The 21,572-nt window shown below is 58.9% G+C and carries 18 protein-coding genes, 1 pseudogene and 1 riboswitch; of the genes and pseudogenes, 16 read left to right on the forward strand and 3 right to left on the reverse strand.

Features of this window, described 5'->3' with window-relative positions:
- The first annotated feature begins 138 nt into the window (after positions 1-138).
- Complete coding sequence (locus EOJ32_RS17045; protein ID WP_127899580.1) at positions 139-1,185, forward strand: Y-family DNA polymerase; 1,047 nt, start codon at positions 139-141, stop codon at positions 1,183-1,185.
- Positions 1,186-1,307: 122 nt separating this feature from the next.
- Here the strand turns inward: EOJ32_RS17045 and EOJ32_RS17050 are convergent, their stop codons facing one another.
- Positions 1,308-1,514, reverse strand: a complete 207-nt coding sequence (locus EOJ32_RS17050; protein WP_127899581.1) for a hypothetical protein — start codon at positions 1,512-1,514, stop codon at positions 1,308-1,310.
- A gap of 176 nt (positions 1,515-1,690) precedes the next feature.
- Here EOJ32_RS17050 and EOJ32_RS17055 point away from each other — a divergent pair, with 176 nt between their 5' ends.
- The 5 genes from EOJ32_RS17055 to EOJ32_RS17075 all read left to right on the forward strand — a co-directional run bounded on the left by EOJ32_RS17055 (position 1,691) and on the right by EOJ32_RS17075 (position 8,012).
- A complete protein-coding gene (locus tag EOJ32_RS17055) occupies positions 1,691-2,890 on the forward strand; it encodes a DUF1173 family protein (RefSeq protein ID WP_127899582.1) in 1,200 nt (399 codons plus the stop codon).
- 115 nt (positions 2,891-3,005) lie between these two features.
- Entirely contained in the window at positions 3,006-3,434 is a 429-nt protein-coding gene (locus EOJ32_RS17060) for a hypothetical protein (protein WP_127899583.1), read from the forward strand.
- 846 nt (positions 3,435-4,280) lie between these two features.
- Positions 4,281-4,694 carry a DUF3768 domain-containing protein gene (locus tag EOJ32_RS17065; protein ID WP_127899584.1) on the forward strand — a complete coding sequence of 138 codons (414 nt, stop codon included), beginning with the start codon at positions 4,281-4,283 and terminating at the stop codon, positions 4,692-4,694.
- A gap of 260 nt (positions 4,695-4,954) precedes the next feature.
- Positions 4,955-6,829, forward strand: a complete 1,875-nt coding sequence (locus EOJ32_RS17070; RefSeq protein WP_127899585.1) for a ParB/RepB/Spo0J family partition protein — start codon at positions 4,955-4,957, stop codon at positions 6,827-6,829.
- Positions 6,830-7,430: 601 nt separating this feature from the next.
- The gene (locus EOJ32_RS17075) at positions 7,431-8,012 is read left to right on the forward strand and encodes a hypothetical protein (RefSeq protein WP_127899586.1); all 582 of its coding nucleotides are present in this window, start codon (positions 7,431-7,433) and stop codon (positions 8,010-8,012) included.
- Positions 8,013-8,248: 236 nt separating this feature from the next.
- Here EOJ32_RS17075 and EOJ32_RS17080 read toward each other — a convergent pair whose 3' ends face one another.
- On the reverse strand, positions 8,249-8,533 hold the full coding sequence (locus EOJ32_RS17080) for an HU family DNA-binding protein (RefSeq protein WP_127899587.1): 285 nt from the start codon (positions 8,531-8,533) through the stop codon (positions 8,249-8,251).
- Between the two features lie 1,031 nt (positions 8,534-9,564).
- On the opposite strand from EOJ32_RS17080, the gene EOJ32_RS17085 reads away from it, so the two are divergent.
- The 4 genes from EOJ32_RS17085 to EOJ32_RS17100 all read left to right on the forward strand — a co-directional run bounded on the left by EOJ32_RS17085 (position 9,565) and on the right by EOJ32_RS17100 (position 14,555).
- Complete coding sequence (locus EOJ32_RS17085) at positions 9,565-10,743, forward strand: phasin family protein (RefSeq protein WP_127899588.1); 1,179 nt, start codon at positions 9,565-9,567, stop codon at positions 10,741-10,743.
- Between the two features lie 136 nt (positions 10,744-10,879).
- Entirely contained in the window at positions 10,880-11,347 is a 468-nt protein-coding gene (locus tag EOJ32_RS17090) for a hypothetical protein (protein ID WP_127899589.1), read from the forward strand.
- A gap of 114 nt (positions 11,348-11,461) precedes the next feature.
- Entirely contained in the window at positions 11,462-13,225 is a 1,764-nt protein-coding gene (locus tag EOJ32_RS17095) for an acetate/propionate family kinase (protein WP_127899590.1), read from the forward strand.
- A gap of 77 nt (positions 13,226-13,302) precedes the next feature.
- Positions 13,303-13,489, reverse strand: a riboswitch (cobalamin riboswitch).
- A 427-nt stretch (positions 13,490-13,916) separates the two neighbouring features.
- On the forward strand, positions 13,917-14,555 hold the full coding sequence (locus EOJ32_RS17100) for a trimeric intracellular cation channel family protein (RefSeq protein WP_127899591.1): 639 nt from the start codon (positions 13,917-13,919) through the stop codon (positions 14,553-14,555).
- Positions 14,556-14,772: 217 nt separating this feature from the next.
- Here EOJ32_RS17100 and EOJ32_RS17105 read toward each other — a convergent pair whose 3' ends face one another.
- The gene (locus EOJ32_RS17105; RefSeq protein WP_127899592.1) at positions 14,773-15,405 is read right to left on the reverse strand and encodes a helix-turn-helix domain-containing protein; all 633 of its coding nucleotides are present in this window, start codon (positions 15,403-15,405) and stop codon (positions 14,773-14,775) included.
- Between the two features lie 250 nt (positions 15,406-15,655).
- On the opposite strand from EOJ32_RS17105, the gene dctP reads away from it, so the two are divergent.
- The 6 genes and pseudogenes from dctP to EOJ32_RS17135 all read left to right on the forward strand — a co-directional run.
- Positions 15,656-16,630: a TRAP transporter substrate-binding protein DctP gene (gene dctP, locus EOJ32_RS17110; RefSeq protein WP_164871489.1), complete on the forward strand. Its 975-nt coding sequence runs from the start codon at positions 15,656-15,658 to the stop codon at positions 16,628-16,630.
- A gap of 115 nt (positions 16,631-16,745) precedes the next feature.
- Positions 16,746-17,363, forward strand: a complete 618-nt coding sequence (locus tag EOJ32_RS17115) for a TRAP transporter small permease (RefSeq protein ID WP_127899594.1) — start codon at positions 16,746-16,748, stop codon at positions 17,361-17,363.
- Entirely contained in the window at positions 17,360-18,670 is a 1,311-nt protein-coding gene (locus tag EOJ32_RS17120) for a TRAP transporter large permease (protein WP_127899595.1), read from the forward strand. The genes EOJ32_RS17115 and EOJ32_RS17120 overlap by 4 nt, the downstream gene beginning before the upstream one ends.
- A 177-nt stretch (positions 18,671-18,847) precedes the next feature.
- Positions 18,848-20,101 (forward strand): FAD-binding oxidoreductase, encoded by a 1,254-nt coding sequence (locus EOJ32_RS17125; protein WP_127899596.1) that lies wholly within the window; start codon positions 18,848-18,850, stop codon positions 20,099-20,101.
- 197 nt (positions 20,102-20,298) lie between these two features.
- Positions 20,299-20,727, forward strand: a complete 429-nt coding sequence (locus EOJ32_RS17130; protein ID WP_127899597.1) for a heme-binding protein — start codon at positions 20,299-20,301, stop codon at positions 20,725-20,727.
- A gap of 167 nt (positions 20,728-20,894) precedes the next feature.
- Positions 20,895-21,336 (forward strand): annotated as a pseudogene (locus EOJ32_RS17135) (trimeric intracellular cation channel family protein); the annotation flags it as partial.
- Positions 21,337-21,572 lie beyond the last annotated feature (236 nt).

The raw sequence follows: 21,572 nt of genomic DNA on the forward strand, positions 1-21,572 counted from the left end.
GGAAACTTCGATGATTTACGCCCCATTGTCCACGCTTCCCACACAAATCCGCTGCCGATCCCCGGACCATGGAAGCGGCAAAATAAAAGGTTCAGCGTACTGCCGCGACAGACTGGCGGGGATTGACTTCTATTCCACATAAATGGAGATTTTTCGAGACGCGTCTCAGCAGTCTTGCAAAACTATTCCCCGCGCATTGAGAATTATTCAATTGATGAATCATTCGTCCAATTGAGCGGGTTCAAAGATCGCATGGAAACCCATGCGGCCCAAATGCGGGATGCAGTCAAAACCGAAACAGGCATCCCAACATGTGTCGGCATCGCGCCCACCAAGACGCTTGCCAAGCTGGCGAATTACGCCGCCAAGAAGAACCCGATCTTTTCCGGGGTCTGCAATCTCATGAACGAGGACGTGCGGGACTATGTAATGCGTCGCATTCCTGTCGGAGAAATTTGGGGCGTCGGGTCCGCGACCGAGGCCAAACTGAAGGCTCAGGGGATCAAGTCTGCCGCCGACTTGCGGGATCTGCCTCTGGCCCTTGGCCGCAAGATCGGCACGGTTGTCCTTGAACGCCTAGTGGCCGAGCTGCGCGGGCTGTCGTGCATTGATTTTGAGGACGTGCCCCCACAGCGCAAGGGTATGGCCGTCACCCGCTCTGCGGGCACGCCCATGACCAGTTTCGACACGCTGGCCCAGGCCATCACCGCGCATGCCACAAGGGCGGCCGAGAAGCTGCGCCAGCACGAGCTGGTTGCAGGGGCGCTGACCGTTTTTTTTCACACGAACCCGCACAAGTCCGACCGCCCACAACACTCTGCGTCCCGCAGCGTGCGGTTGCGGCCCATGTCAAACCATACGTTCGACCTGGTAGATGCCGCTGTCTCAGCTGCGCGGGGGGGCTGGAAGGGCGATCCTTCAGGAAACGGCTATGGCTACACCAAGGCCGGGATCATCCTTGATGACTTGCTGCCCGAAGGCGACCAGCCTGCCATGCTTTTTCCACCGGAAAGGCCACGCGACGCGCGCCTGACGGACGCGCTCGATGCGATCAATGACCGTTTTGGCAAGAAGACGATGGTGCTGGCGCGGGAAGGTGTTGACCGATCCTGGGCGACAAAAGCGGATCACCGTTCGCCGCGTTACACCACGAGGATCAGCGAGCTACCAACCCTAAAGGTTTGATACAGGTTGAGCAGGGTTGCTCAGACCCCAAACGACAACAAGGAATATTACCGATATAGAAAAATAGGCGAGAGCATACCAAAACTTTGTCATGCAATCTGCCATGTTCATGTGTGTCACCGTCAGGAAGCTGTATTTCCGGTGCGCAACTGTTGTGTCAACTGTTCCAGTTCCTCAATACATTCATCATATGCCGTTCCTGATTTTGGGAAATCAGCGCGAAGCCGTTGATAGAAGCTGAACCATTTGGGAAGCTCGCTGATGGGATATGTGCCTGACCAATACCTGCCGGTCATGGTGAACGTGGTTTCGGTATGGGTGACTTTCATTGTGTATGCGCACCTGTCTGGTTAATGCGTTTCATATTTTGGTATCGACCATCTAGCATGATACGGATTCCCCGAGTTTAAATCATCGCCGGGCCAATTCACAACCAGACACAGCAATATTCTCTGGAAATTACGGCTGATATAGGCGATTCTCTTTCTTATTGAAGGAGAGCATTATGGCAGCCGAAAACACTTATCGCCTCGGTCATTCGCTTTTCAGCGCATCGACCGAAGGTTTGCAGCGGATCTTGGAAGGCGCATACGATAAGAAGGCCAGGCCTCTGTGCCAATGCAGCCGTCAGGAACCGGCAATGTATATCGCCAAGGTCGGGAACGAATATATCCTGAAACGAATGCCCGGAACGGGGCATCTTCACGATCCGGTTTGTGAGACATTCGATCCACCCCCGGAACTGTCCGGCCTGGGCCAGGTGAACGGTCAGGCCATCGTGACCGACGAGGCGGGCGGCACGATGCTCAAGCTGGATTTTCCGCTATCGGTGAAGGGTGGACGGGCCGCCCCCGTGGCCGATCCGGGAGAGGCCGCATCATCCGCCGTCGCCAGCCCGGCAAAACTGCGCCTGCTGGCCATGCTGCACTACCTTTGGGAAGCCGCAGGTCTGAACAAGTGGCGAAGCACTTACGGCCGCCGCCGCAGCTGGTTCATCATCCACCGTGAATTGATGGCCGCGGCCGCAAAAGTCAGCACGAAGGCCGGGCCGATTTCGGGCAATCTCTTTGTCCCTCCGCTCTATTCGATCGAGGAAAAGGAAAGGCTCGCCGCCGACCGGCGGCGCTTCCTGCACCGGCTTCAGCCGGTTGCAGGAAAGCCCACACCCCTTGGCATCGTCATTGCGGAATACAAAGGCTATGAGCCTTCGACCTACGGTCGAAAGCTGATCCTCAAGCATCTGCCGGACTATCCCATGTTTCTGGACGAGGAGACCGGGAAGCGGTTCGACAGGATCGCGGCCGACAAGATCGAGACGATCGAGGCCACACCGAACAGCCACCTGATCGTCATCGCGACCTTCAGCCCGAAGCCGAGCCACGGCAACATCCGCGAAATTGCCGTCATGCCCGTCAACGGGCAATGGATTCCGTTCGATCACGACCGCGAACACCAGCTGCTGGACGCCCTGGCCGAGCGCGACTTCATCAAATGCCTGAAATACAACCTGTCGGCCAAAGCCCCCGTCGCCAATGCCCTGCTGCTGGATACTGGAACGCCTGTCGCCATGTTCGCCCCCAATCATGACCTCGGGGAGGAGGAGTTTACCGCGCTGCAAAAGATCGCCGCCGATGGCGTCTATCCACCGTGGCTGTGGGCACCCGAAGAATTTGACTTGCCTGGTATCCCAGGCAAGTCAAAATAATCGCTTGGCACGGCGGTTTCTTATTAGTTCATTTGTTTATTGGTATAGGAGTGACCAAAAAGCTAGTGTGAATAGAGGCATTGAATGTCAAATTGAGGATTGAAAGGCTCCGAGGATGAACCATTTTCAATGGGTTGTTGCCATAAACTCTGTAGGCGATCTGTCCAATGGCGATGATGAGATGAGGCTTGCAATCACGGGCGCAGAGAACTTCTGCCTAGACTTCATTCGGGACAATGGCCTGCCTCGGAACTACATGGTAGAGAAAGGCATCCCCTATATCGCCGCCTACATGGTCTCATGCGCCAAGAACATCGACTACGAAATCTTCAACCTCTATCTCGATAGCAGGGATTACCGGCGGATCTTCCAACGTGAAGCCGAGAAAAATACAGGCATCCTGGCAGATATGCTGAATGAGGCTGCGCAGATACAACCGGATATTCTCAGGAGCTTCATCATCGGCGCAGGATTGCGGTTGAAGATCGCTCCGACCGGCACTGGCAAAGGCGTCAAATTAAGTAAGCAGAATAGTCGTTACTGAAAGTTGGTTTCAGAGTAAAAGATAACCAACAAAAAGCGAGATTATCATGAAATACTGTTGTCAATTTTGTGCCACAACGTCTGAAACACCTTCGGCGTGCGAAGTCTGTGGCGTGTTCAGAAACGATCCGACTCCTTCAGATAAGGAACAATCAGGCTTTAGTTTCTGGGGTCTTATGCTGATGCTTTCGGGCCTCGGCATGCTGATGCAGATTTCTGCGCTGTTTCTCTGACCGATCCGGGCGTCCCCTTCGGGCCGCGCCCCCGGTTCCGGCCGGCAAGACCGGCCTCCACCCGAGCTGGTCGGGGCGATGCGCCCGGCTGCGCTGCACGGGTGAATGTCTCGTCCCGAGCCATCCCCCCGCACACCGGTCCTGGGCGCCCTGCCCCGCCCATCTCGTCCCTCACGGGCGGGACCGCTGACGCAAGGCGCGCGCGATAGAGGGTCAGTAGAGCATAAATCTCTGTCGCTCATAGGATAGCGAGATCCCCGCGCAAGGCGCGGCGATCGAGACGCAGGGGGGATTTGGACAAGCCAAACGCCCCCTGCCCTTGTTGGGCCAGGCGCTGCGCGCCTGTCCGTCAGGGGACCGCCGGTCCCCCACCGCAACAGGAAAATGCTGCACGTCCTGCGGGGCCGTGTCCTCGCGCTGCGCGCTGCGGGCCGCACCACCCCCTTGTCCGTTTGATTTTCCCATTGCGGCGGTTCCCCCCCTGCCCTCGGCCGGGAGCAAGGGTTCAGGAGAGGGGCGCGCTGCGCGCTTCCTCGCCTGACCCCTCGCCCATTTTGGGCACCGGCCACAGGGCAAAGTCCGGGCCGGGATCGTCGCAAAAGAAGGAACGCCAAATGGCACAAGCAAACCAGACCGACACCGCCGCCGAGCAGGCCCGCGACCACATGCTGCGACTGCTGATCGCAGAGCAGAACGATGCCTTCCGCCGTTGCCTGGGCTTTGCCGCCCTATGGCGGGACCATCATCTGAAAGGCCGCGCTGTCGTCACGCCGGGTTTCGAGGCCCTGCCCGTGGCGACCAAATCTGCCCTGATGGAGAAGGTCATCAACTTCACCGACTTCACCGAGGAAAACGACCCTTGGGAGGATCATTCTTTTGGTCGCGTGGAGGCCGATGGTGCTGCGATCTTTTGGAAGATCGACCTCTACGACACCGCCTACACCTACGGCGCGACGATGCCCGATTGCGCCTGTGACCCCGACCAGACGCGCCGTGTCCTGACGCTCTACCTGCCGTCCGAACACTGACCAGTGATCGGCCTGCTTTCGCTCCGTGAGCAGGCCGGTGCTTCCCGCAGCTTCAACCGGAAAGGGGGTGAACACATGAGCAAAGCAATCTTTGAACAGCGCCTCGCGGAAGCATGGGCGCTTGTCAGGAAGGGCGATGATTTTGGGATCGGCCGCCGCTTCCTGAACCAGTACGGGGCCGTTTAAGCCCCCCGCCTTGTCCTGCCCTCACACTGGACAAGGCACCCATAACATAATCGTCGCACACAGGAATACACCCCATGAAAACCGAAATTATCGCCGCCGCCGCCATCCAGTATTTCCCGCTGGCCCAACTCTATGTCTCCGACATGAACCCGCGGCAGGACGCGGACCCGGAGGGGATCGACCTGCTGGCCGACAGCCTTGCCATGATCGGCCTGATCCAGAACCTTTCCGGCACCGTCGATGCGGATGGCCGCGTCGGCATCGTCGCCGGGGGCCGCAGGCTACGCGCCATCGCCCGCGCGGTCGAGCGTGATCCGACCGTGACCAAGCGCCACCCGGAACTGGCATCCGTTCCGGTCCGTATCGCCCCTGACGAGGCGACCGCGCGGGCATGGGCCAGCGCCGAGAACGCCGCCCGCGAGGACTTGGCACCCGCCGATGAAATCCGTGCCTATGGCCGGATGAAGGATGCAGGCGCAGACGTGTCCACCATCGCCCGCAGCTTCGGCAAGACCGAGGCGCATGTTTACCGCCGCCTTTCGCTGGCAGCACTGCCCGCCGCTGTTCTGGACGCCTTGAAGGCGGGGCAGATCAGCCTTGGCATGGCGAAAGCCTTTACCGTGTCCCAGGACGAGGCCCTGACCTTGCAGGTTCTGGCCGAGGTGATGGGCCGTGACGTGTCCGAATACCGCATCAAGCAGGCTTTGCAGCCGGAAGCGATCAGCGGCACCGACCGCCGCGCCCTGTTTGTCGGACTGGACGCCTACACCGCAGCGGGCGGGCGGATGAACCGCGATCTGTTCAGCGACACCACCGCGCTTCACGATGGCGATCTGCTGGCTCGCCTGTTCACCAAGAAGATGAACGAGGCAGCGGCAAAGATCGGTGAAGTCTGGAAGTGGGTCGAGGCCATGCCCGACAGCTATGTGCCCTACGGCACTGCCGAGAAGCTGGACCGCATCTATCCTGTTCCGGGCGTCCTAAGCGAGGAACAGAGCGAGCGTTACGACGAACTGGCGGAGCTGGCCGAGGGCGACGTTCTGGACGAGGCGGGACAAGCGGAATTTGCCGACCTGACGAACATCGTTGAAGGCGGTTTCACCGACGCGCAGCGCGCGGTTGCCGGGGTTTTCATCTACGTCCGCAATGATGGCACCCTGGGCGAAACGGCTGCATGGGTTCGGCCCGAGGATCGCGCTGAGGCAATCGAGGCAGAGGTTCTGACCGGACATGCCGCAACGCGCCACGGCGCGGCCAGCGTCGAGGATGCGCCCAAGTCGCCCTATTCCGGTGCGCTGGTCGAGGACATGAAGGCCGTGCGGCTGGCCGCGATCCAGACCGCGCTGCTGGACAAGCCGGAAATGATCTTTGACCTGCTGGCCTTCGGCATGTCGCTGGCATCGGGTGTCAGCACCCATGTTTTCGACCTGTCGCCGGGACGCCCCAACAACTGCCCAAGCAAGCCCGAGGGGTTGGAGTTTTCCGAACGGCTGACCCATGCCCCTGCGGGACATGAGGCATGGAGCCGCCGGGAACTACGGGTGGACGATCTGGCGACCGCCTTCCGCACGTTCATCGCCGCTGGCAAGAAAGCCCGCAACGCGGCGCTGGTCGAGAGCGTGGCGCGGACCCTGCCCTACGGCGCAGGCAGTGCGGAGTTTTTTGGGCTGATCGAGGCCGATGCCGGGGCCGGTGTCCGCAAGGTCTGGACGCCCACCGCCGAGAACTTTTTCAGCCGCGTCAGCGCCGACTATCTGGACACGCTGCATCTGGAACTGACCGGCTGCGATCCGCAGGGGAACGGCTTCAAGGCGCACAAGGCGCAGAAGAAGGCTGAAAAGGCATACTGCATGGAGCGGCTGTTCAGCGATGCCGAATATCAGAAGGCATGGAAGATCGACGCGGAGAAGAAGGCCCGCATCGAGGCTTGGACCCCGGACTGCTTCTAAAAAAAATGAAGGGGCGGGGAGAATAGCCGCCCCTTCAATCCAACAGGAGGAAGAACCCGAATGTATGTTGCAACTTATTGGGATGGCAACACCTGAATAGACCCGCGCAGCGAGCTATAAACATTTATTGAAGACCGGCAGGCGATGCTCACCGCCGCTGCAATCCACAAGAACGCCCGCCCCTGTTTTACTACCGCTCAAACCGACATTTCCGCCGCAGCTCCTGTTCAGTAGAGCGCGGCCCCGCCCATCCTTCTGCGACGAAGGTTCAACTGGCCCCGCCTCGCGCGGGGCCTTTTTTTCATCGCCGCCTTATGTCGTGACAGGGCAAGAAAAAGCAGAGCGAATGCCAGGAATGGGCGGCGTCTTGATGACCTGGCGGGGGTGGCCGTCTGCGCCGGCCCCCACCGCCAGGCCCGGCCCTTCGGGCGGAGCCTTGCCTTCAGCAAGGCAGCACCGCGATACAGAAACGGCAGAATAAGAATCAAAGCAGAAAAAACATGGCGCAGGTGATGCTTCGCATCCCTTGCGCCATGTTGGTCCGCAGTTATTATCAAAGCAATGTCTTTTGAGAAACCTCTATTCAACAGCCGGAAATATTATGATCGACATGAGCCTTGAAGATAAAGCGCACTACTTCATGGAAAAAAGCATCGACTTCGATCCAGCAGTTTTTACAAATGCAGATATGATAAACGCGGCCACCCGTATCATGAGCCACGTGGCAGTTGTCCGAGCAGATACGTTCTGGAAGCCCGAAACTGTTGGTCAAAGCAGGCGATACGGACTCTCGTTCTATCCCAAAGGTCAGAGGCCGATAATTTATCTGAATGTCCTCAAACACAAAGGCGACAAGCTGGAATTGTTCGACACGATCCTGCACGAAGCGTTGCATTGTTCCGCGCTGTATCTGGATCGCCACGACGAGCTGCCAAGCGATGAACAGTCGATAGAATACAGGCTGGAAGAACTTTGCGTGTCGTCTGGAATGAGCAGGCTATATCCCATGCTCAAAATCGCTGACATGCGGGAAGCAAGTCGGCGACAAAAGAAAATCGTAGATCAGTCGATAAAATCCTTGAGGCAGGACATGTCTGAGAATGTCATTGAGGAATGGGTCGCCAAGGGCCAAGAAGCTGCGAATTGGCTTCATGACATCATCAAGCCCGAAACCCGGTCATAGACAGCGATCCGGGCGTCCCCTTCGGGCCGCGCCCCCGGTTCCGGCCGGCAAGACCGGCCTCCACCCGAGCTGGTCGGGGCGATGCGCCCGGCTGCGCTGCACGGGTGAATGTCTCGTCCCGAGCCATCCCCCCGCACACCGGTCCTGGGCGCCCTGCCCCGCCCATCTCGTCCCTGACGGGCGGGACCGCTGACGCAAACCACGCGCATCCTGATTATCTTGTGAGACAGCTTTTGTTAATCTTTTAGATTAAGTCTGTCATAGAGCATGATAGAACCCCTGAACCAAGGCACGGACTTTTGCGGTACGGATACCGCTATCCCGGTCTTGGGGTTTCGACCGGTGAACGCTACCCTAGGTCTGACTTCAAAAACACCGAATCCTCTGATCTCAACCCTTTGTCCACGCGCAAGGCTCGCGATAATTGCCTCAAAGATCTTATCAACTGCGGCCTCGACGTCCCTTGATGGAAGATGAGGTCTTTCAGCTACAATTCTCTTTATCAATTCAGAACGAACCATGCAGTCCACCTCAGCAAAAACTTCAAGGTCACGGGATTAGCTGATCACAACCCGACGCGATCTTATCTGTTCCTATTTTGGTCCCAGGTTTATTTGAAATAACGAGATCCCCGCGCGAGGCACGGCGATCGAGACGCAGGGGGGATTTGGACAAGCCAAACGCCCCCTGCCCTTGCTGGGCCAGGCGCTGCGCGCCTGTCCGTCAGGGGACCGCCGGTCCCCCACCGCAACCGGAAAATGCTGCACGTCCTGCGGGGCCGTGTCCTCGCCTTCGGCTGCGGGCCGCACCACCCCCTTGTCCGTTTGATTTTCCCATTGCGGCGGTTCCCCCCCTGCCCTCGCCGGGAGGCAAGGGTTCAGGAGAGGGGCGCGCTGCGCGCTTCCTCGCCTGACCCCTCGCCCATGTTCTGTGGCACATAGTTCTGCCTTTTCTATCAGGCAGTCTGCCTCTCGGGTTTGCTAGATTGACGAAAGCGGACGGTCAGCAGTCGGCGCAGCATCGACGCGAAGAGCCCATCTCCGCCGTTCACGCTGGCTGCAGCGAATGCAGCTGCAGCAAAAGAAGTGGCTCAAGGCCGTCCGCCACGTGCCCGTGGTTACCACGGTGCGGCTGCCCCAGAGCAGCCATTGGTACTCACCGCAGCGTAGACGGCCTCTTGGATCTGGGCAAATTGTGCTTTCCAATCGATGCCAGCGTCTGAAGCACTCGCTAACATCCTGCCACTGGACAGGCTAATGCTCCCGCCGTCGGATCGGGAGTTCGCGAAGCCAACTGCACCTCACTGCCGTGGTTCTACAGGGGCGTTTTGACTGGGCTAAGGCTTCGAAAAATAAATTTGCGTAGCGGATAATCCGCCAACGTGTTCTTTGTGTGGAACTTCTTTGCTGCGCTGCAGCATTTTATACTGGAAGTACCGGCAACCTTTGCTTCGATAGCAATATACCTCTTTGTTTTACGCTGTTTTTGGCCTATGTTGCACTGCAGCAAGACATGCGAAGAATCCTTCTCGGATGATCCTGCTTGAGCTTCCTTGAACGACCTGGATGTGATGCTCCTGCACTTCGGCGGGGGCTTTGCGGCGGGCTTCGGGTTCAGGAGAGCGCCTGGGATTTATCCAATGACCCTTCGCCAAACCATTCAAGCCTCCTCGGAAAATGCCGCGACCTTGCTCACCAAGCTGGCCGCCACGTCCAATCAGGCCGTGAAGAGCCGCGAGAGCCTGCTCTCGGAGCTGAATGGCGCGCTGACGCGCTATGTCGATGTCGCGGAAGCGCACCTTCTTCCGCTGCTTCGCAAGCAGGACGACACCAAGGAGATGGCCGTCAATGCCCTGAAGGGCAACAAGGACCTCCGGGCTGCTCTGGACAAGCTGTCTGGGGTGCCGAAGGACCAGGATGCGTTCCTCGCCGCCGTCACGGACCTGAACAAGAGCTTCCAGCAGCTGGTCCAGAGCGAGCGCAAGGACCTGCTTCCGGCGGCGCTGAAGGTGCTGAACAACGATGAGGCCGCTTCCGTTGCTGCCGCCATGGAGGGCGCCGTCGAAGAGGCCGAGACCGCCAAGCGCAACGAGAAGCGCGAAGAGCAGGCACAGGCCAAACGCGAGGCTGAGGAAGCAGAGCAAGCCGCAGCGGACGAGCGCGCGGCGGCACGCCAGGCCAAGCGCGATGAACGCGCTGAAGCCGAGCGTCAGGAAGAGGCGGCCGAAGAGGCTGCACGGGCCGAGCGTGCGGCGGCGCGGGTTCGGAAAGAGGCGGAGCGAGCAACGCGCGAGGGAGCCGAGACGATGCAGCGTGGTGCGGCCGCGATGCAGAACGAGGCGCGCCAGCTGACCGAAACCCTGACCGAACGGACCCAGCAGGCTGCTTCGGACAGCCGCGAGGCGCTGACGATCTACAGCGACGCGGCAAGAACTTTGGCCGCGGACCTGCAGGTTGTGACAACCTCGTCCTCTGCCACGGCACAGGCCGTGTCAGATGCCACCTCGGTTTGGTCGAACTGGTTTGAGAAGACCGCTCGCGCCAATGCGGACGCGTCGCAGAAGCTGCTTGGCGCAAAGTCGGTAAAGGACGTCGCGGTACTTCAGCGCGAGTTTGCCACCACCACCATGCAAAACTGGATGGAGCGCCGCACGGCCATGCTGCAGATCGCGCAGCGCAGTTCGGAACAGGCGCTGAGCCCACTTCAGACGCGCATCCGCGAAACGGCGTAACGTCAAAACCGCCGGCTTAGACGCGCGTCGCTGCACCACCGCAGCGGCGCACCATGTGCCGGCACTCCAAGGGGCGGGCGGCGGCGCAGCGTGCCGCGCCCGCCTCTTGTTCTCCAAGGATGCAAGGATAATCAAGTTGATCGTAGCAGGTACCAATGCTTGGGCCGAGCTGGCAAAGGCCAGTTCCGCCATGGTGACAACAAGCCTTCAGATGAACGAGATGATGGCAGCCTCCGGCAGCGTCATCGGCGCGCGCATGACCATCATGGGCCAGGCGGCCGCTAATCCCGCCAAAGCCGACTATGCGGAGATCGGCGGCATGGTGCAGGAAAAACTGGTCGCCCTGTCCGAGGTCCACCAAGCGCTTGTGGCGCAATGGGCGGCGATGTGTACCGAAACCACCGAGCAAGCGCAGCAGCTCGGCAGACTGTTCGTCACGGTGCGCCCGGTAACCGGGCGTGGCATGAGCGACATCGCAGAGGCCTGGCTGTCACACATGACCCGCATGGTCACGCGAAGCATGGATGTAGGCGGCCTCGCCCTGGCGCCGGTGCACCAGCAGGTCACGGCCAACGCAAAGCGTCTGAGCCAGATCCGGGCATAGCTGCTCGATCTTTCTCAGCGACATCGAATCTGGGTCAAGTGCACCGTGACCATGTAGCGCATCAGGATCGCGTAACGCCGCCCTCCGGAAGCGCCGTCCGAAAGGAAACACCGCATGAGAGTCCTTGTCTTCAACGCTGGCAGCTCCAGCCTGAAGCTTGGCGTCTTCGACGGCAAGCGGCAGGTCTTCAAGGCCGGCTTCGACAGGTTCACTCCTGAGGGCTGCGATCTGACAGTCGTGGGCGTCAAGAGTCGTGCGCCGCACCGGGATCTTGCAGCCGCGATCGCAGCCGTCCCGGCGCTTCTGGATCAGCACGATGTGGCAGGGATCGAAGCTGTGGGCCACCGGCTCGCCCATGGCGGGGTCGAGTTCACTGGTCCAACGCGCATTGACGATGATGTCATAGCCGAGATCGAGGCGCAGACGCCGCTCGCACCCCTTCACAACCCCGTCATGCTTCATGCGGTGCGGATGGCGCGGGATCTCTGGCCGGCGCTTGCGCATGTGGCGGTCTTCGATACCAGCTTTCACCTGACGAACCCGGCCCGCGCCACCACCTATGCCGTTCCCGCCACTTGGCGGGAAGCTGGCCTCAGACGCTTCGGCTTTCACGGCACCTCGCACAAATACGTTGCCGAGCGGGCGGCCGAGGCGCTTGGTCAGAAAGCCTCGGACCTGCGGATCATCAGCGTTCATCTGGGCAATGGCGCCAGCGCCTGCGCGGTGCAGTACGGGCGCAGCATCGACAGCTCGATGGGGATGACTCCGCTGGAGGGGTTGGTGATGGGCACGCGCTCGGGAGACGTCGACCCTGGCGCCTTCGGCTTCCTACAGCGCGAGTTGGGGCTGGACGTCTCGGCGATCGAGGGCGCGCTATACGCCGACAGCGGCTTGAAGGCGTTGGCCGGCAGCTCGGACATGCGTGACGTGGAGGAACGAGCAGCGGAAGGAGATGCCGCAGCGCAACTGGCAATCAACATATATGCCTACCGCACCCGCAAATATGTTGGCGCTTATGCGGCGGCAATGGGCGGGCTGGACGCGGTGGTGTTCACCGGCGGGATCGGCGAGAACTCTGCCTCGATGCGGCGTCGGATCTGCGACGGGCTCGAATTTCTCGGGCTGATGCTGGACGACGACCGGAACCGGGCGCCAGACCTTTCCGACCAGGCGGCGCCGCAGATCCAGGCGCAGGGTAGCCGCGTCGCCGTGATTGTGACGGAGACAGCCGAACAGCTGATGATCGCGCGCGAGGTGCGCCAGCTTCTGGCGCGACCTGCCCCTATCCAGCGCAGCATCCCGGTTGCCGTCTCGGGGCGTCATGTTCACTTGTCGGCCGAGGTGGTGGAGGCCTTGTTCGGTCCCGATTATCAGCTGACGCCGGGCGCACCCCTGCGCCAGCCCGGCAACTGGGTCGCGCAGGAGCGGATTGCGCTGGAAGGCCCCAAGGGGCGGCTGGATCGCGTTGCCATCCTCGGTCCAATGCGCCCGCGCACGCAGACCGAAATCTCCCGCACAGACGGGTTTGCCCTCGGCCTTGACGCGCCGGTGCGCGACAGCGGCAAGCTCGACGGTACGCCGTTGGTGCGCCTGGTTGGTCCTGCAGGATCCTGCGCCTGCGACGGCCTGATAGTTGCGGCGCGCCACATCCATACCAACCCGGTAGACGCAGAAGCCTTGGGCGTCGAGGACGGCAGCTTCGTCAATGTTCGCATCGCCGCTCCTGGAGGCCGGGATCTCGTCTTCCACCGCGTCCTGATCCGCGTTGCGCCGGGAATTGTGATGGAGATGCATATAGATACGGATGAGGCGAATGCCGCCGGCATCGCGGGCGCAGCCGAAGGTGCGTTGGTTACGACGGCAACCACAGTTCTGTAGTCACGCCGGTCGATGTTCTGGTTGACGGAAGGAATTTTTTTGACGCATAGGCGTACCATCAAGCGCGCCGGATTGCGGGTTCATTTGTGTCAGGCGAAAGGTTTCCCGGCTCGCGGTTCATTACAGGACCCTCACCTTCCAAGCCAAAAGGCCAGTGGCATCGCGAGGCCGGCTCGCCGCGTACAGTTGCGGGGGCAGCGTCGGCTTCCAAGCGACTTCCCCGGTCATGCCGGACAGGAGGAAGCTAACAGCACCAAATGATAAAGCAATCAGATGCTGCCTCTCGAAGCATGCAGGCGCGGTTGCGCTGGATCGGTAGACAACCATATCGAAGACTGCCAGCGTCTCGATTGTGCAGATATCGCTCGTATTCGCACAGGCGAAACTACCTGCAGGAAATGCTGCAGCACACTCAAGTGACCGGTTTTGGAAAGCTGCGCTGCGGCAGAACTGCCCCCTTGATCCGGCAGCGTTCAGCCAAGGCCTTCACCTAATCACCACGTGCTTCGTCGATGACCAAGTTATGGCATTATCCATATGGACCTCGATGAGATTGGAAACTATCTGCTGCCTTTCAAATAGATGACACCTGAAATCGAGCTGTTCTCAGAATGAATGCGTCGCTTCGCTTTCCTTCCACCCTCTTCCCAAGCTTGCGAGGAACGGCTCGCGCTAAAGTGGCGCCGTTCACATGACCCTCGGCACTCTGGTGACGATCCTGGATTTCGGCTCAGTGCTGATCTTTGCGCTAACCGGAGCGCTGGTGGCCAGCCGGGCGCAGCTGGACCCAGTGGGTTTTGTCTTTATGGCTGCACTGACGGCCGTCGGCGGGGGGACCCTGCGCGATCTGATCCTTGGGCGGGACCTGGTGTTTTGGGTGGCTCAGCCCGCCTACGTGGTCCTCGCGGCGGCGGCGGCGCTGGTCGTCTTCTGGACCGCACATCTCTTCGAGAGTCGCTACACTTGGTTGATCTGGTTGGACAGCGTTGCACTGGCCGTGGCCGCCGCGGCCGGTGTGGGGGTGGCGATGGAAGGCGGTTTTGGCCCAGTTATTGTGGTTATCATGGGGGTCGTGACCGGTACATTCGGTGGGCTGATGCGCGACGTGGTGGGCAACGAGGTGCCGCTGGTCCTGAAACAGGGCGAGCTGTATCTGACGGCAGCCTTTGGGGGGGCGCTGGTCGCCGTTACACTGGCATGGCTGGGGCTGGTGCGGCCACATGCCTTGATTGCCTGCGCGCTGATGGTGTGGAGTCTGCGCGCAGGCAGCCTGCTGTTTGGCTGGCAGCTGCCCGTCTATCGTCCCCGCCCGCCCCGGAAGCGCGGCTAGCGCAGGCCCGCCTTCTCGAAGCCGCCGTGCGCATGCCATATTCGCAGCACAACTCGTGCTACTGCAATGCTGCCTTCGGCTAGGCGCAGGATCGCTAGCACGTAGAGTTCCTTAACTCCCGCCGATTTCATTAGAGTTTTCTCAGGGATCTTGCTGAGAGAAATCTAGTCGCCCCTCTCTCTGGCTTTTACGGATCACTGAGGGACAGGATGGTCCGTCAGCCTAAGATCAGATCATTTTCACTATGGTTCTGTCCGGCAAGAGAGACAATCGACAGAATAGTCGCCTCGTGACCGCCGACACTGACAACGGCATGAGGTGTAGTAGCGTCGAAATAGACGCTGTCGCCCGTCTCCATCAACATGGGTGCATAATACTGCATGTGGAACTCAACCAAGCCGTTGATGACCATAAAAAATTCCTCGCCTGCATGCCCGCTGAACATTGACAAACTTGTTGGAGGTCGCAGAAGGGCGGGTGCCATGCCTTTTTTGGAAATTTCGGCTGCGAGCCATCTGTAGGATCCCCGAGCATTCTTATGCCACGGCCCGTCACCGGCGCGGATGATGGTGCGGCAGCCCGGTGCGAAACGCGGCCCTTGCCCTTCAATCAGAACAGAAACTGAAACACCAAGGCCGTCCGCAATCTTTGTCAGCACTGCAATCGTCGGGGATGTGTGCCCGCTTTCAATCCGCGAGATTGTCGAAGCCGCCACGCTCGACTGCCGGCTCAAATCCATGAGGGTCATCCGGCGTTCGGCACGGATGCTCGCAATAGCTACCGCAACACCGTTGCTGCCGGCCCTTCCAGGCTGAGGCCCAGCCTCCCGAGTGTTCGGATCCTGTTTCAAGGTTGGCCTCTTTTCAGCGCAAGACAGCAGAAGAAAGATCTCTTCTCCTTGTTCAACAACGCCTCACACACCAGCAGCGAACGCGCAAGATAGTTTCCTTATATGCAAAAAATTTGTTTATATTGACGACTCAGATCAGCGGCTCATAGGGTTCTCCATGGTCGCAATCCATCAGTGGCCATAAAACAGGGAGGAAATAATGCCGACACTAGATCGATGTGCTGTTGCGGGACCCGCCAGGGCAATCAGCTTGACGGGTCTCCTGCTACTGGCCCTCAGCAGCGCTGCAAGCGCCCAAACGACGCTACGTTTGTCGACCATGGCCGAACTTGGTTCGGATCATCTTACGTATGTTGAAACGTTTGCAAAGAAGGTAGAGGAAGGCACCGAGGGCCGTATCAAAATCGCAGTTTACCCAGCAAACCAGCTTGGCGACTGGGTCGAGGTCCATGAGCAAGTGATACAGGGAGCCGTCGACATGGCTTCGCAGTCACTCAGCACAAAGTTTGACAAAGTCATAGCCTTGAGCTGGTTTCCCTACACGGTCACCGACTACGACTCGGCTCGGGAGGCATTTTCGCGCGGCGGCTACGTGTCGGAGGTGATTGCCGAAGCGCTTGTGAAGCAGGATTTAGAGCTTTTAGGGGTCTACGGATCCGGGCTGGGCGGAGCCGGCTTTACCAAGCCGGTCCCAAATCCCGGTGACCCGAACACACAGCACAGTCTGAAGCTGCGAGTTTGGCCTGGCGGCGAGACGCATCGCGTACTCATGGAACGCTTCGGCTTCTCCACTGCACCCTTGCCTTGGGCCGAGCTCTACACTGGCTTGCAGACCGGCATTGTCGACGGGCTCATCGGGGGAACGGCAGAGATGCAGTACGAGTCGTTCCGTGACGTGACCACAACTTGGGTGCAATACAACGACCATTTTGAACCCCATTTCCTGGTTGTAAACAAAGTCACGTTCGACTCGCTCCCCCCTGAGGACCAGCAGATCATCACAGATGTTGCGGATGAAATGACGCTGGCCAGCATGGAGGAGATGGAGGAGCGGGATACGCGATATCTCGAAGCGCTGCGAGAAGCCGGAGCCGAAGTCGTGATTTTCTCGCAGGAAGAACTCGACGAGTTCGCCAGGGTTGCACGAGAGGAGGTTTGGCCGAAGATCGCTGGTGAGATCGGCGAAGAGAACTTCGAGAAACTTCTAGCGCGGTTCGAAAACTAAGATGATCCACCACTCAGTAAGGCGCATAGTTCGCGCCTTACGGTTCTCCTGTGCGGAGTGAGGAAGCTGAGCCTGTCAAACGAGCTTTGAACGAGCTCCATAAGGCAAGAAGAGCATGACAAGCAGTCTCAAGATAATCAGCAGAGCAATGATTGTCCTCTGGCGCCTGAAGCTGGGGATATTGCGCATCATCTTGTTCATCACGGGCATTTTGGTCGCTGCGTTGATTTTTGCCCAAGTTATGATCCGATATTTCACCTCCGGCTCTGTCTATGGTTTCGAGGAGATGGCACTCACTTTCGCCGTCTGGTTCTACTTCATTGGCGCAGCGTATGGTGCTTATACACGCAGCCACGTCTCCGCCAGTCTCATGGATGTGATGCTGCCGGAGGGTCGCAGTAGGGATTATACTGGTTTTGTAACTTCGGTCATTACCGCGGTGTTGTCCGTCTGGATGTCTGTCTGGGCAGTCCAATATGTCCTGTGGGTGCACGATCGAGGAATGGTGTCTCTCGAATTCGGTTTTTCCATGGTCTACGTCCATGTGTCGGTGGCGATCGGTCTTGCACTGATGTCGCTCTACTTCATCATCGAAGCAATTGAGCGCCTCATAAGCTTGTTTCGCGGTACTAATTACACGCCGCAGGGGACTTCGGTGGACGAAGAACGGGATAATCGGCCGACCCCGAATGCTTCTGTGAGCATGGTAATACTCGGGGAGGACCGGTCGTGATCTCTGTGCTACTCGCTGACGTGGCTATTCTTATGGTCCTCATGGTGATCGGGGTTCCGGTCGCCCTCTGCTTCGCCGCCGCCGTGTTGTTCTTGGTCCTGGTCGGCGATTATGGCTCGGCGACGTTCTTAGTGCCTGCTGGCCTCGGCAAGATTTCCTCAATCGTCCTTGTTGCTATCCCGCTCTATATTCTTGCCGGTAACCTCATGATCCACGGTGGGCTGGCCGGACGTCTAGTAGATCTGGCGGAAAGCCTGGTCGGTCGCTTCCGTGGTGGAATGGGTATTGTTGTCGTCCTGACAATGGCGGTCTTCGGCGCGATTTCTGGAATGGCCTCATCGGCCGTTGCTGCGGTGGGCTCTATTCTCATTCCGCGAATGGTGGAGCTTGGCTATGATCGGGGTTATGCGACTTCCCTCGTCGCCTGTTCGTCCGTTCTCGCACTGCTGTTCCCGCCCAGTGCCTCAATGATCCTGTACGGCTGGGTAACAAATACCTCGATCACTGCACTCTTCCTTGCGCCTATCGTGCCGGGCCTGATCCTGGTCGTCCTCTATTGCGCAGTGAACCAATTTCTTACCCGGCGGATGCCAATCATAGTGCCCGCTTCGGTGCCCGCTCGTGAGGTCGTCGCCGACGTCGCCAACAAAACCAAAAGGGCCTCTGTCGGCTTACTCCTGCCTATCGTCATCCTCGGCTGTATCTACGGCGGCATTACAACGCCGACTGAAGCGGCCAGCGTCGCTGTGGCTTTTGCCATCCCCGTCGGATTCTTCGTCTATAAGGGCCTTAACCGCCGGACCTTCTACCAAGCGGTATGGGAAGCCGGCGCAACAAGCGGGCTGCTCATCCTCCTAATCTTCTTCGCCGCTATGTTGGCGCGGCTCTTCACGATGGAGAACGTACCGCAGACAATCCTTGAAGCACTGTTGGCTATCACCGAGAGCAAGATAGGCTTGCTGCTGCTTATCAATCTTTTCCTGATCATCGTTGGGATGTTCCTCGATGACGCTAGCGGCATCCTCCTTGCTGGACCGATGTTGCTGCCAGTGGTGCAGGAGATTGGCGTTGACCCCGTCCAGTTTGGCGCAATCATGGGCGTTAGTCTTGGCATGGGCCTCATTACGCCGCCGACAGCACCAATCCTCTATTTTGCGGGAATGATCGGAAAGACAACACTGCCGTTGATGCTGAAACCGACAATGACCTTTATCGTCATTTGTTATCTTCCGGTGTTGTTTCTGACAACGTTCATACCCGCGCTCTCCTTGGCGTTGCCGCGCCTGGTGCTGGGCTACGGCGGCTAAGTAAAATGGATCGGTCGCAAAGACCGACCCATCAGACTTTTCTATCTCGTGCCCGTCATTGAATGGCGCGGTTAATCAGCTCGGCGCATCGCGAATGTGCGGGACATAAACTGGGTACGGCTACTGACGCAGGTCTGGTGATGCCACACGCCTATAAAATATGATGAGACAGATATCATGACGCATGTTGGGGTGATCGGAGCAGGCGCCATTGGTCTCGCCTGTGCATTCTATCTTCGCCGTGCTGGGTGTCGAGTTACCATTGTTGACGAGAGCGGCCCGGTATCTGGGGCTTCGTATGGCAACGCGGGAACGTTCGCTCCATATGCAAGCATACCGGTCAACCATCCTTCGGTTTTTGCTAATATTCCCAGCTATCTGTTATCAAGGGACAGCCCATTTCGCCTACGGACCAGCTACCTGCCACGTATGCTGCCTTGGCTGGCAGCGTTCCTGCACCACTCAACTACAGTGAATTCACGGGCTTCCTCGGCAGCACTTTCCACTTTGTTGGGGCAAGCCCAAGCAGGGTGGGATCCTATCCTAAATGATTTAGGCAGAGAGCTGATTGACGAGCAGGAATGCCTTTATCTTTACGGAACGGAGACCGCTTTCGCTGCGGCGCGACCGGACCTTGATCTTCGTGATCAGCTCGGATCTGCGTTCGACCTTCTGGGACCGAGTGAGGTTCGGGCACTGGAACCTGCACTGGCGCCCCGGTTCGCCCGAGGCGTTTTATTCCGGGGGAGTTGGAGGTTCCGCTCACCGCATCGGTTGTTGCTGCAGTTGGCAGAAATGCTTGTACGGAATGATGTGCAAATTGTCCGCGACAATGCACGTAGAATTGAACCTCAAGATGTATCCGCGATACTGCACTTCGAGGCTGGTGCGCCTATGGCCTTCGACCGCGTGATCGTTGCCGCCGGGGCGAAATCTCGCAGCTTGGCTGCAAGCTGCGGCGATGTCATTCCGCTAGATACCGAACGCGGCTATCATGTGGCCTTTCAAGCCGGCGAAAGTCTTCTGTCTCGGCCATGCGGTTGGGCAGAGCGTGGCATCTACATGACGCCAATGGAGGGAGAACTAAGAGCCGCCGGTACTGTCGAGCTGGGAGGATTTTCCCTGAAACGCAACACCGGGCTTTTGCGCCATATCGGGCGCTCTGCCCGAGAAGCTCTGCCTGATTTGAGCGGGCCCAGTAGTGAATGGATGGGTTTCCGACCAACACTCCCAGATGGATTGCCTGTGCTTGACTTCTCAAGACACTCAATCAGGGTGATTTATGCTTTCGGTCATCAGCATGTTGGCCTGACGCTCGCCGGTACAACTGGTGAAATTGTCGCGTGCTTAGCAACCGGACAAGCTACACCTACTGACATCACTCCGTTTTCTTGCAAAAGGTTCAAAGGGCAAGGTTTCTCATCAAGATAGTGTTTCATTGCCCCTTCCAGAGAAAACCCAGTTGTCGCGATCCCATGCGGCAAATTTGAACGTCACGTACCGTTGACGGCTCCCATCTCTCCAACTCAATTCAACTTGGCCAGTTCTTTGAAATAAGACCAGCCGCTGAACCCATCCACCGCTGCATGCCCTGCCTTGCGCAGCAAAGGCATCCTGAGGAGAATAACATGAAGACTGTGACTCGGATCGATCTGAACGACGCCCACAAGCTGATCGCTAGTGCCGCGGCCCATGCGGACCAGATCGGTGTTCCGATGTGCATTGCCATCACCGACGAAAGTGGCCAGCTCGTCGCCTTTGAGCGGATGGAGGGCGGTAAAGTAACTTCAACCACCATCGCTATCGACAAGGCATTCACAGCGGCCGCTGCCAAGAAGGCGACCCACGAGTATGGGGTATCCAGCCAGCCCGGAGCTCCAGCTTATGGCATCAACTCCGCTATAGGCGGGCGGCTGATGGTTGTGGGCGGTGGCTTGCCGATCTCTTGGAATGGACAAGTGGTTGGAGGCATCGGCGTGTCCTCTGGAACGCCGGAACAGGATTTGGCCGTTGCTCAGGCAGGGGTCAACGGGTGGCTCGCAGAGCAAGCCAGCTAGGCGGCCGGCGCTCTTCATAAGACGTGCCTGCACACTGGAACCAGGCTCAGTATCCGTTGTACAGCATGACCTTACGGCGCCTGTACCATCAAGCGCGCCCGATTGCGGGTTCATTTGTGTCAGGCGAAAGGTTTCCTGGCTCGCGGTTCATTACAGGACCCTCACAGCCCGCCTACGTGGTCCTCGCGGCGGCGGCGGCGCTGGTCGTCTTCTGGACCGCACATCTCTTCGAGAGTCGCTACACTTGGTTGATCTGGTTGGACAGCGTTGCACTGGCCGTGGCCGCCGCGGCCGGTGTGGGGTGGCGATGGAAGGCGGTTTTGGCCCAGTTATTGTGGTTATCATGGGGGTCGTGATCGGTACATTCGGTGGGCTGATGCGCGACGTGGTGGGCAACGAGGTGCCGCTGGTCCTGAAACAGGGCGAGCTGTATCTGACGGCAGCCTTCGGGGGGCGCTGGTCGCCGTTACACTGGCATGGCTGGGGCTGGTGCGGCCACATGCCTTGATTGCCTGCGCGCTGATGGTGTGGAGTCTGCGCGCAGGCAGCCTGCTGTTTGGCTGGCAGCTGCCCGTCTATCGCTCCCGCCCGCCCCGGACAAGCGGCTAGCGCAGAACCCCCTTAGCGAACAGCACGGGTTCTTAGGCCGCATACCTGTCATCTGACCAACACTCCTCTGCACCAGGGCAGAGGTCGGCTTTCAACGTATAACTAGGCGCTGCTCATGAAGCCTGTCCATATGATGGAGCCCTTTATGCGCCCCTGCGGCAAGTTGCGAAATCGGTCAGCAACCTTCGAAACAAATGCCTGTTTCCGTTCAATCTCGAAGTCACGGTCAAGAAAAC

Origin of the sequence: Paracoccus sp. Arc7-R13 (assembly GCF_004010775.1) — a bacterium.
In the GTDB taxonomy this organism is placed as follows: Bacteria; Pseudomonadota; Alphaproteobacteria; order Rhodobacterales; family Rhodobacteraceae; genus Paracoccus; species Paracoccus marcusii.

Excerpts from the sequence above, each read along its gene's own strand:
- EOJ32_RS17050 (WP_127899581.1), bottom strand. The coding sequence starts at position 1,514 with ATGAAAGTCACCCATACCGAAACCACGTTCACCATGACCGGCAGGTAT.
- EOJ32_RS17055 (WP_127899582.1), top strand. The coding sequence starts at position 1,691 with ATGGCAGCCGAAAACACTTATCGCCTCGGTCATTCGCTTTTCAGCGCA.
- EOJ32_RS17060 (WP_127899583.1), top strand. The coding sequence starts at position 3,006 with ATGAACCATTTTCAATGGGTTGTTGCCATAAACTCTGTAGGCGATCTG.
- EOJ32_RS17065 (WP_127899584.1), top strand. The coding sequence starts at position 4,281 with ATGGCACAAGCAAACCAGACCGACACCGCCGCCGAGCAGGCCCGCGAC.
- EOJ32_RS17070 (WP_127899585.1), top strand. The coding sequence starts at position 4,955 with ATGAAAACCGAAATTATCGCCGCCGCCGCCATCCAGTATTTCCCGCTG.
- EOJ32_RS17075 (WP_127899586.1), top strand. The coding sequence starts at position 7,431 with ATGATCGACATGAGCCTTGAAGATAAAGCGCACTACTTCATGGAAAAA.
- EOJ32_RS17080 (WP_127899587.1), bottom strand. The coding sequence starts at position 8,533 with ATGGTTCGTTCTGAATTGATAAAGAGAATTGTAGCTGAAAGACCTCAT.
- EOJ32_RS17095 (WP_127899590.1), top strand. The coding sequence starts at position 11,462 with ATGAGAGTCCTTGTCTTCAACGCTGGCAGCTCCAGCCTGAAGCTTGGC.
- EOJ32_RS17100 (WP_127899591.1), top strand. The coding sequence starts at position 13,917 with ATGACCCTCGGCACTCTGGTGACGATCCTGGATTTCGGCTCAGTGCTG.
- EOJ32_RS17115 (WP_127899594.1), top strand. The coding sequence starts at position 16,746 with ATGACAAGCAGTCTCAAGATAATCAGCAGAGCAATGATTGTCCTCTGG.
- EOJ32_RS17125 (WP_127899596.1), top strand. The coding sequence starts at position 18,848 with ATGACGCATGTTGGGGTGATCGGAGCAGGCGCCATTGGTCTCGCCTGT.
- EOJ32_RS17130 (WP_127899597.1), top strand. The coding sequence starts at position 20,299 with ATGAAGACTGTGACTCGGATCGATCTGAACGACGCCCACAAGCTGATC.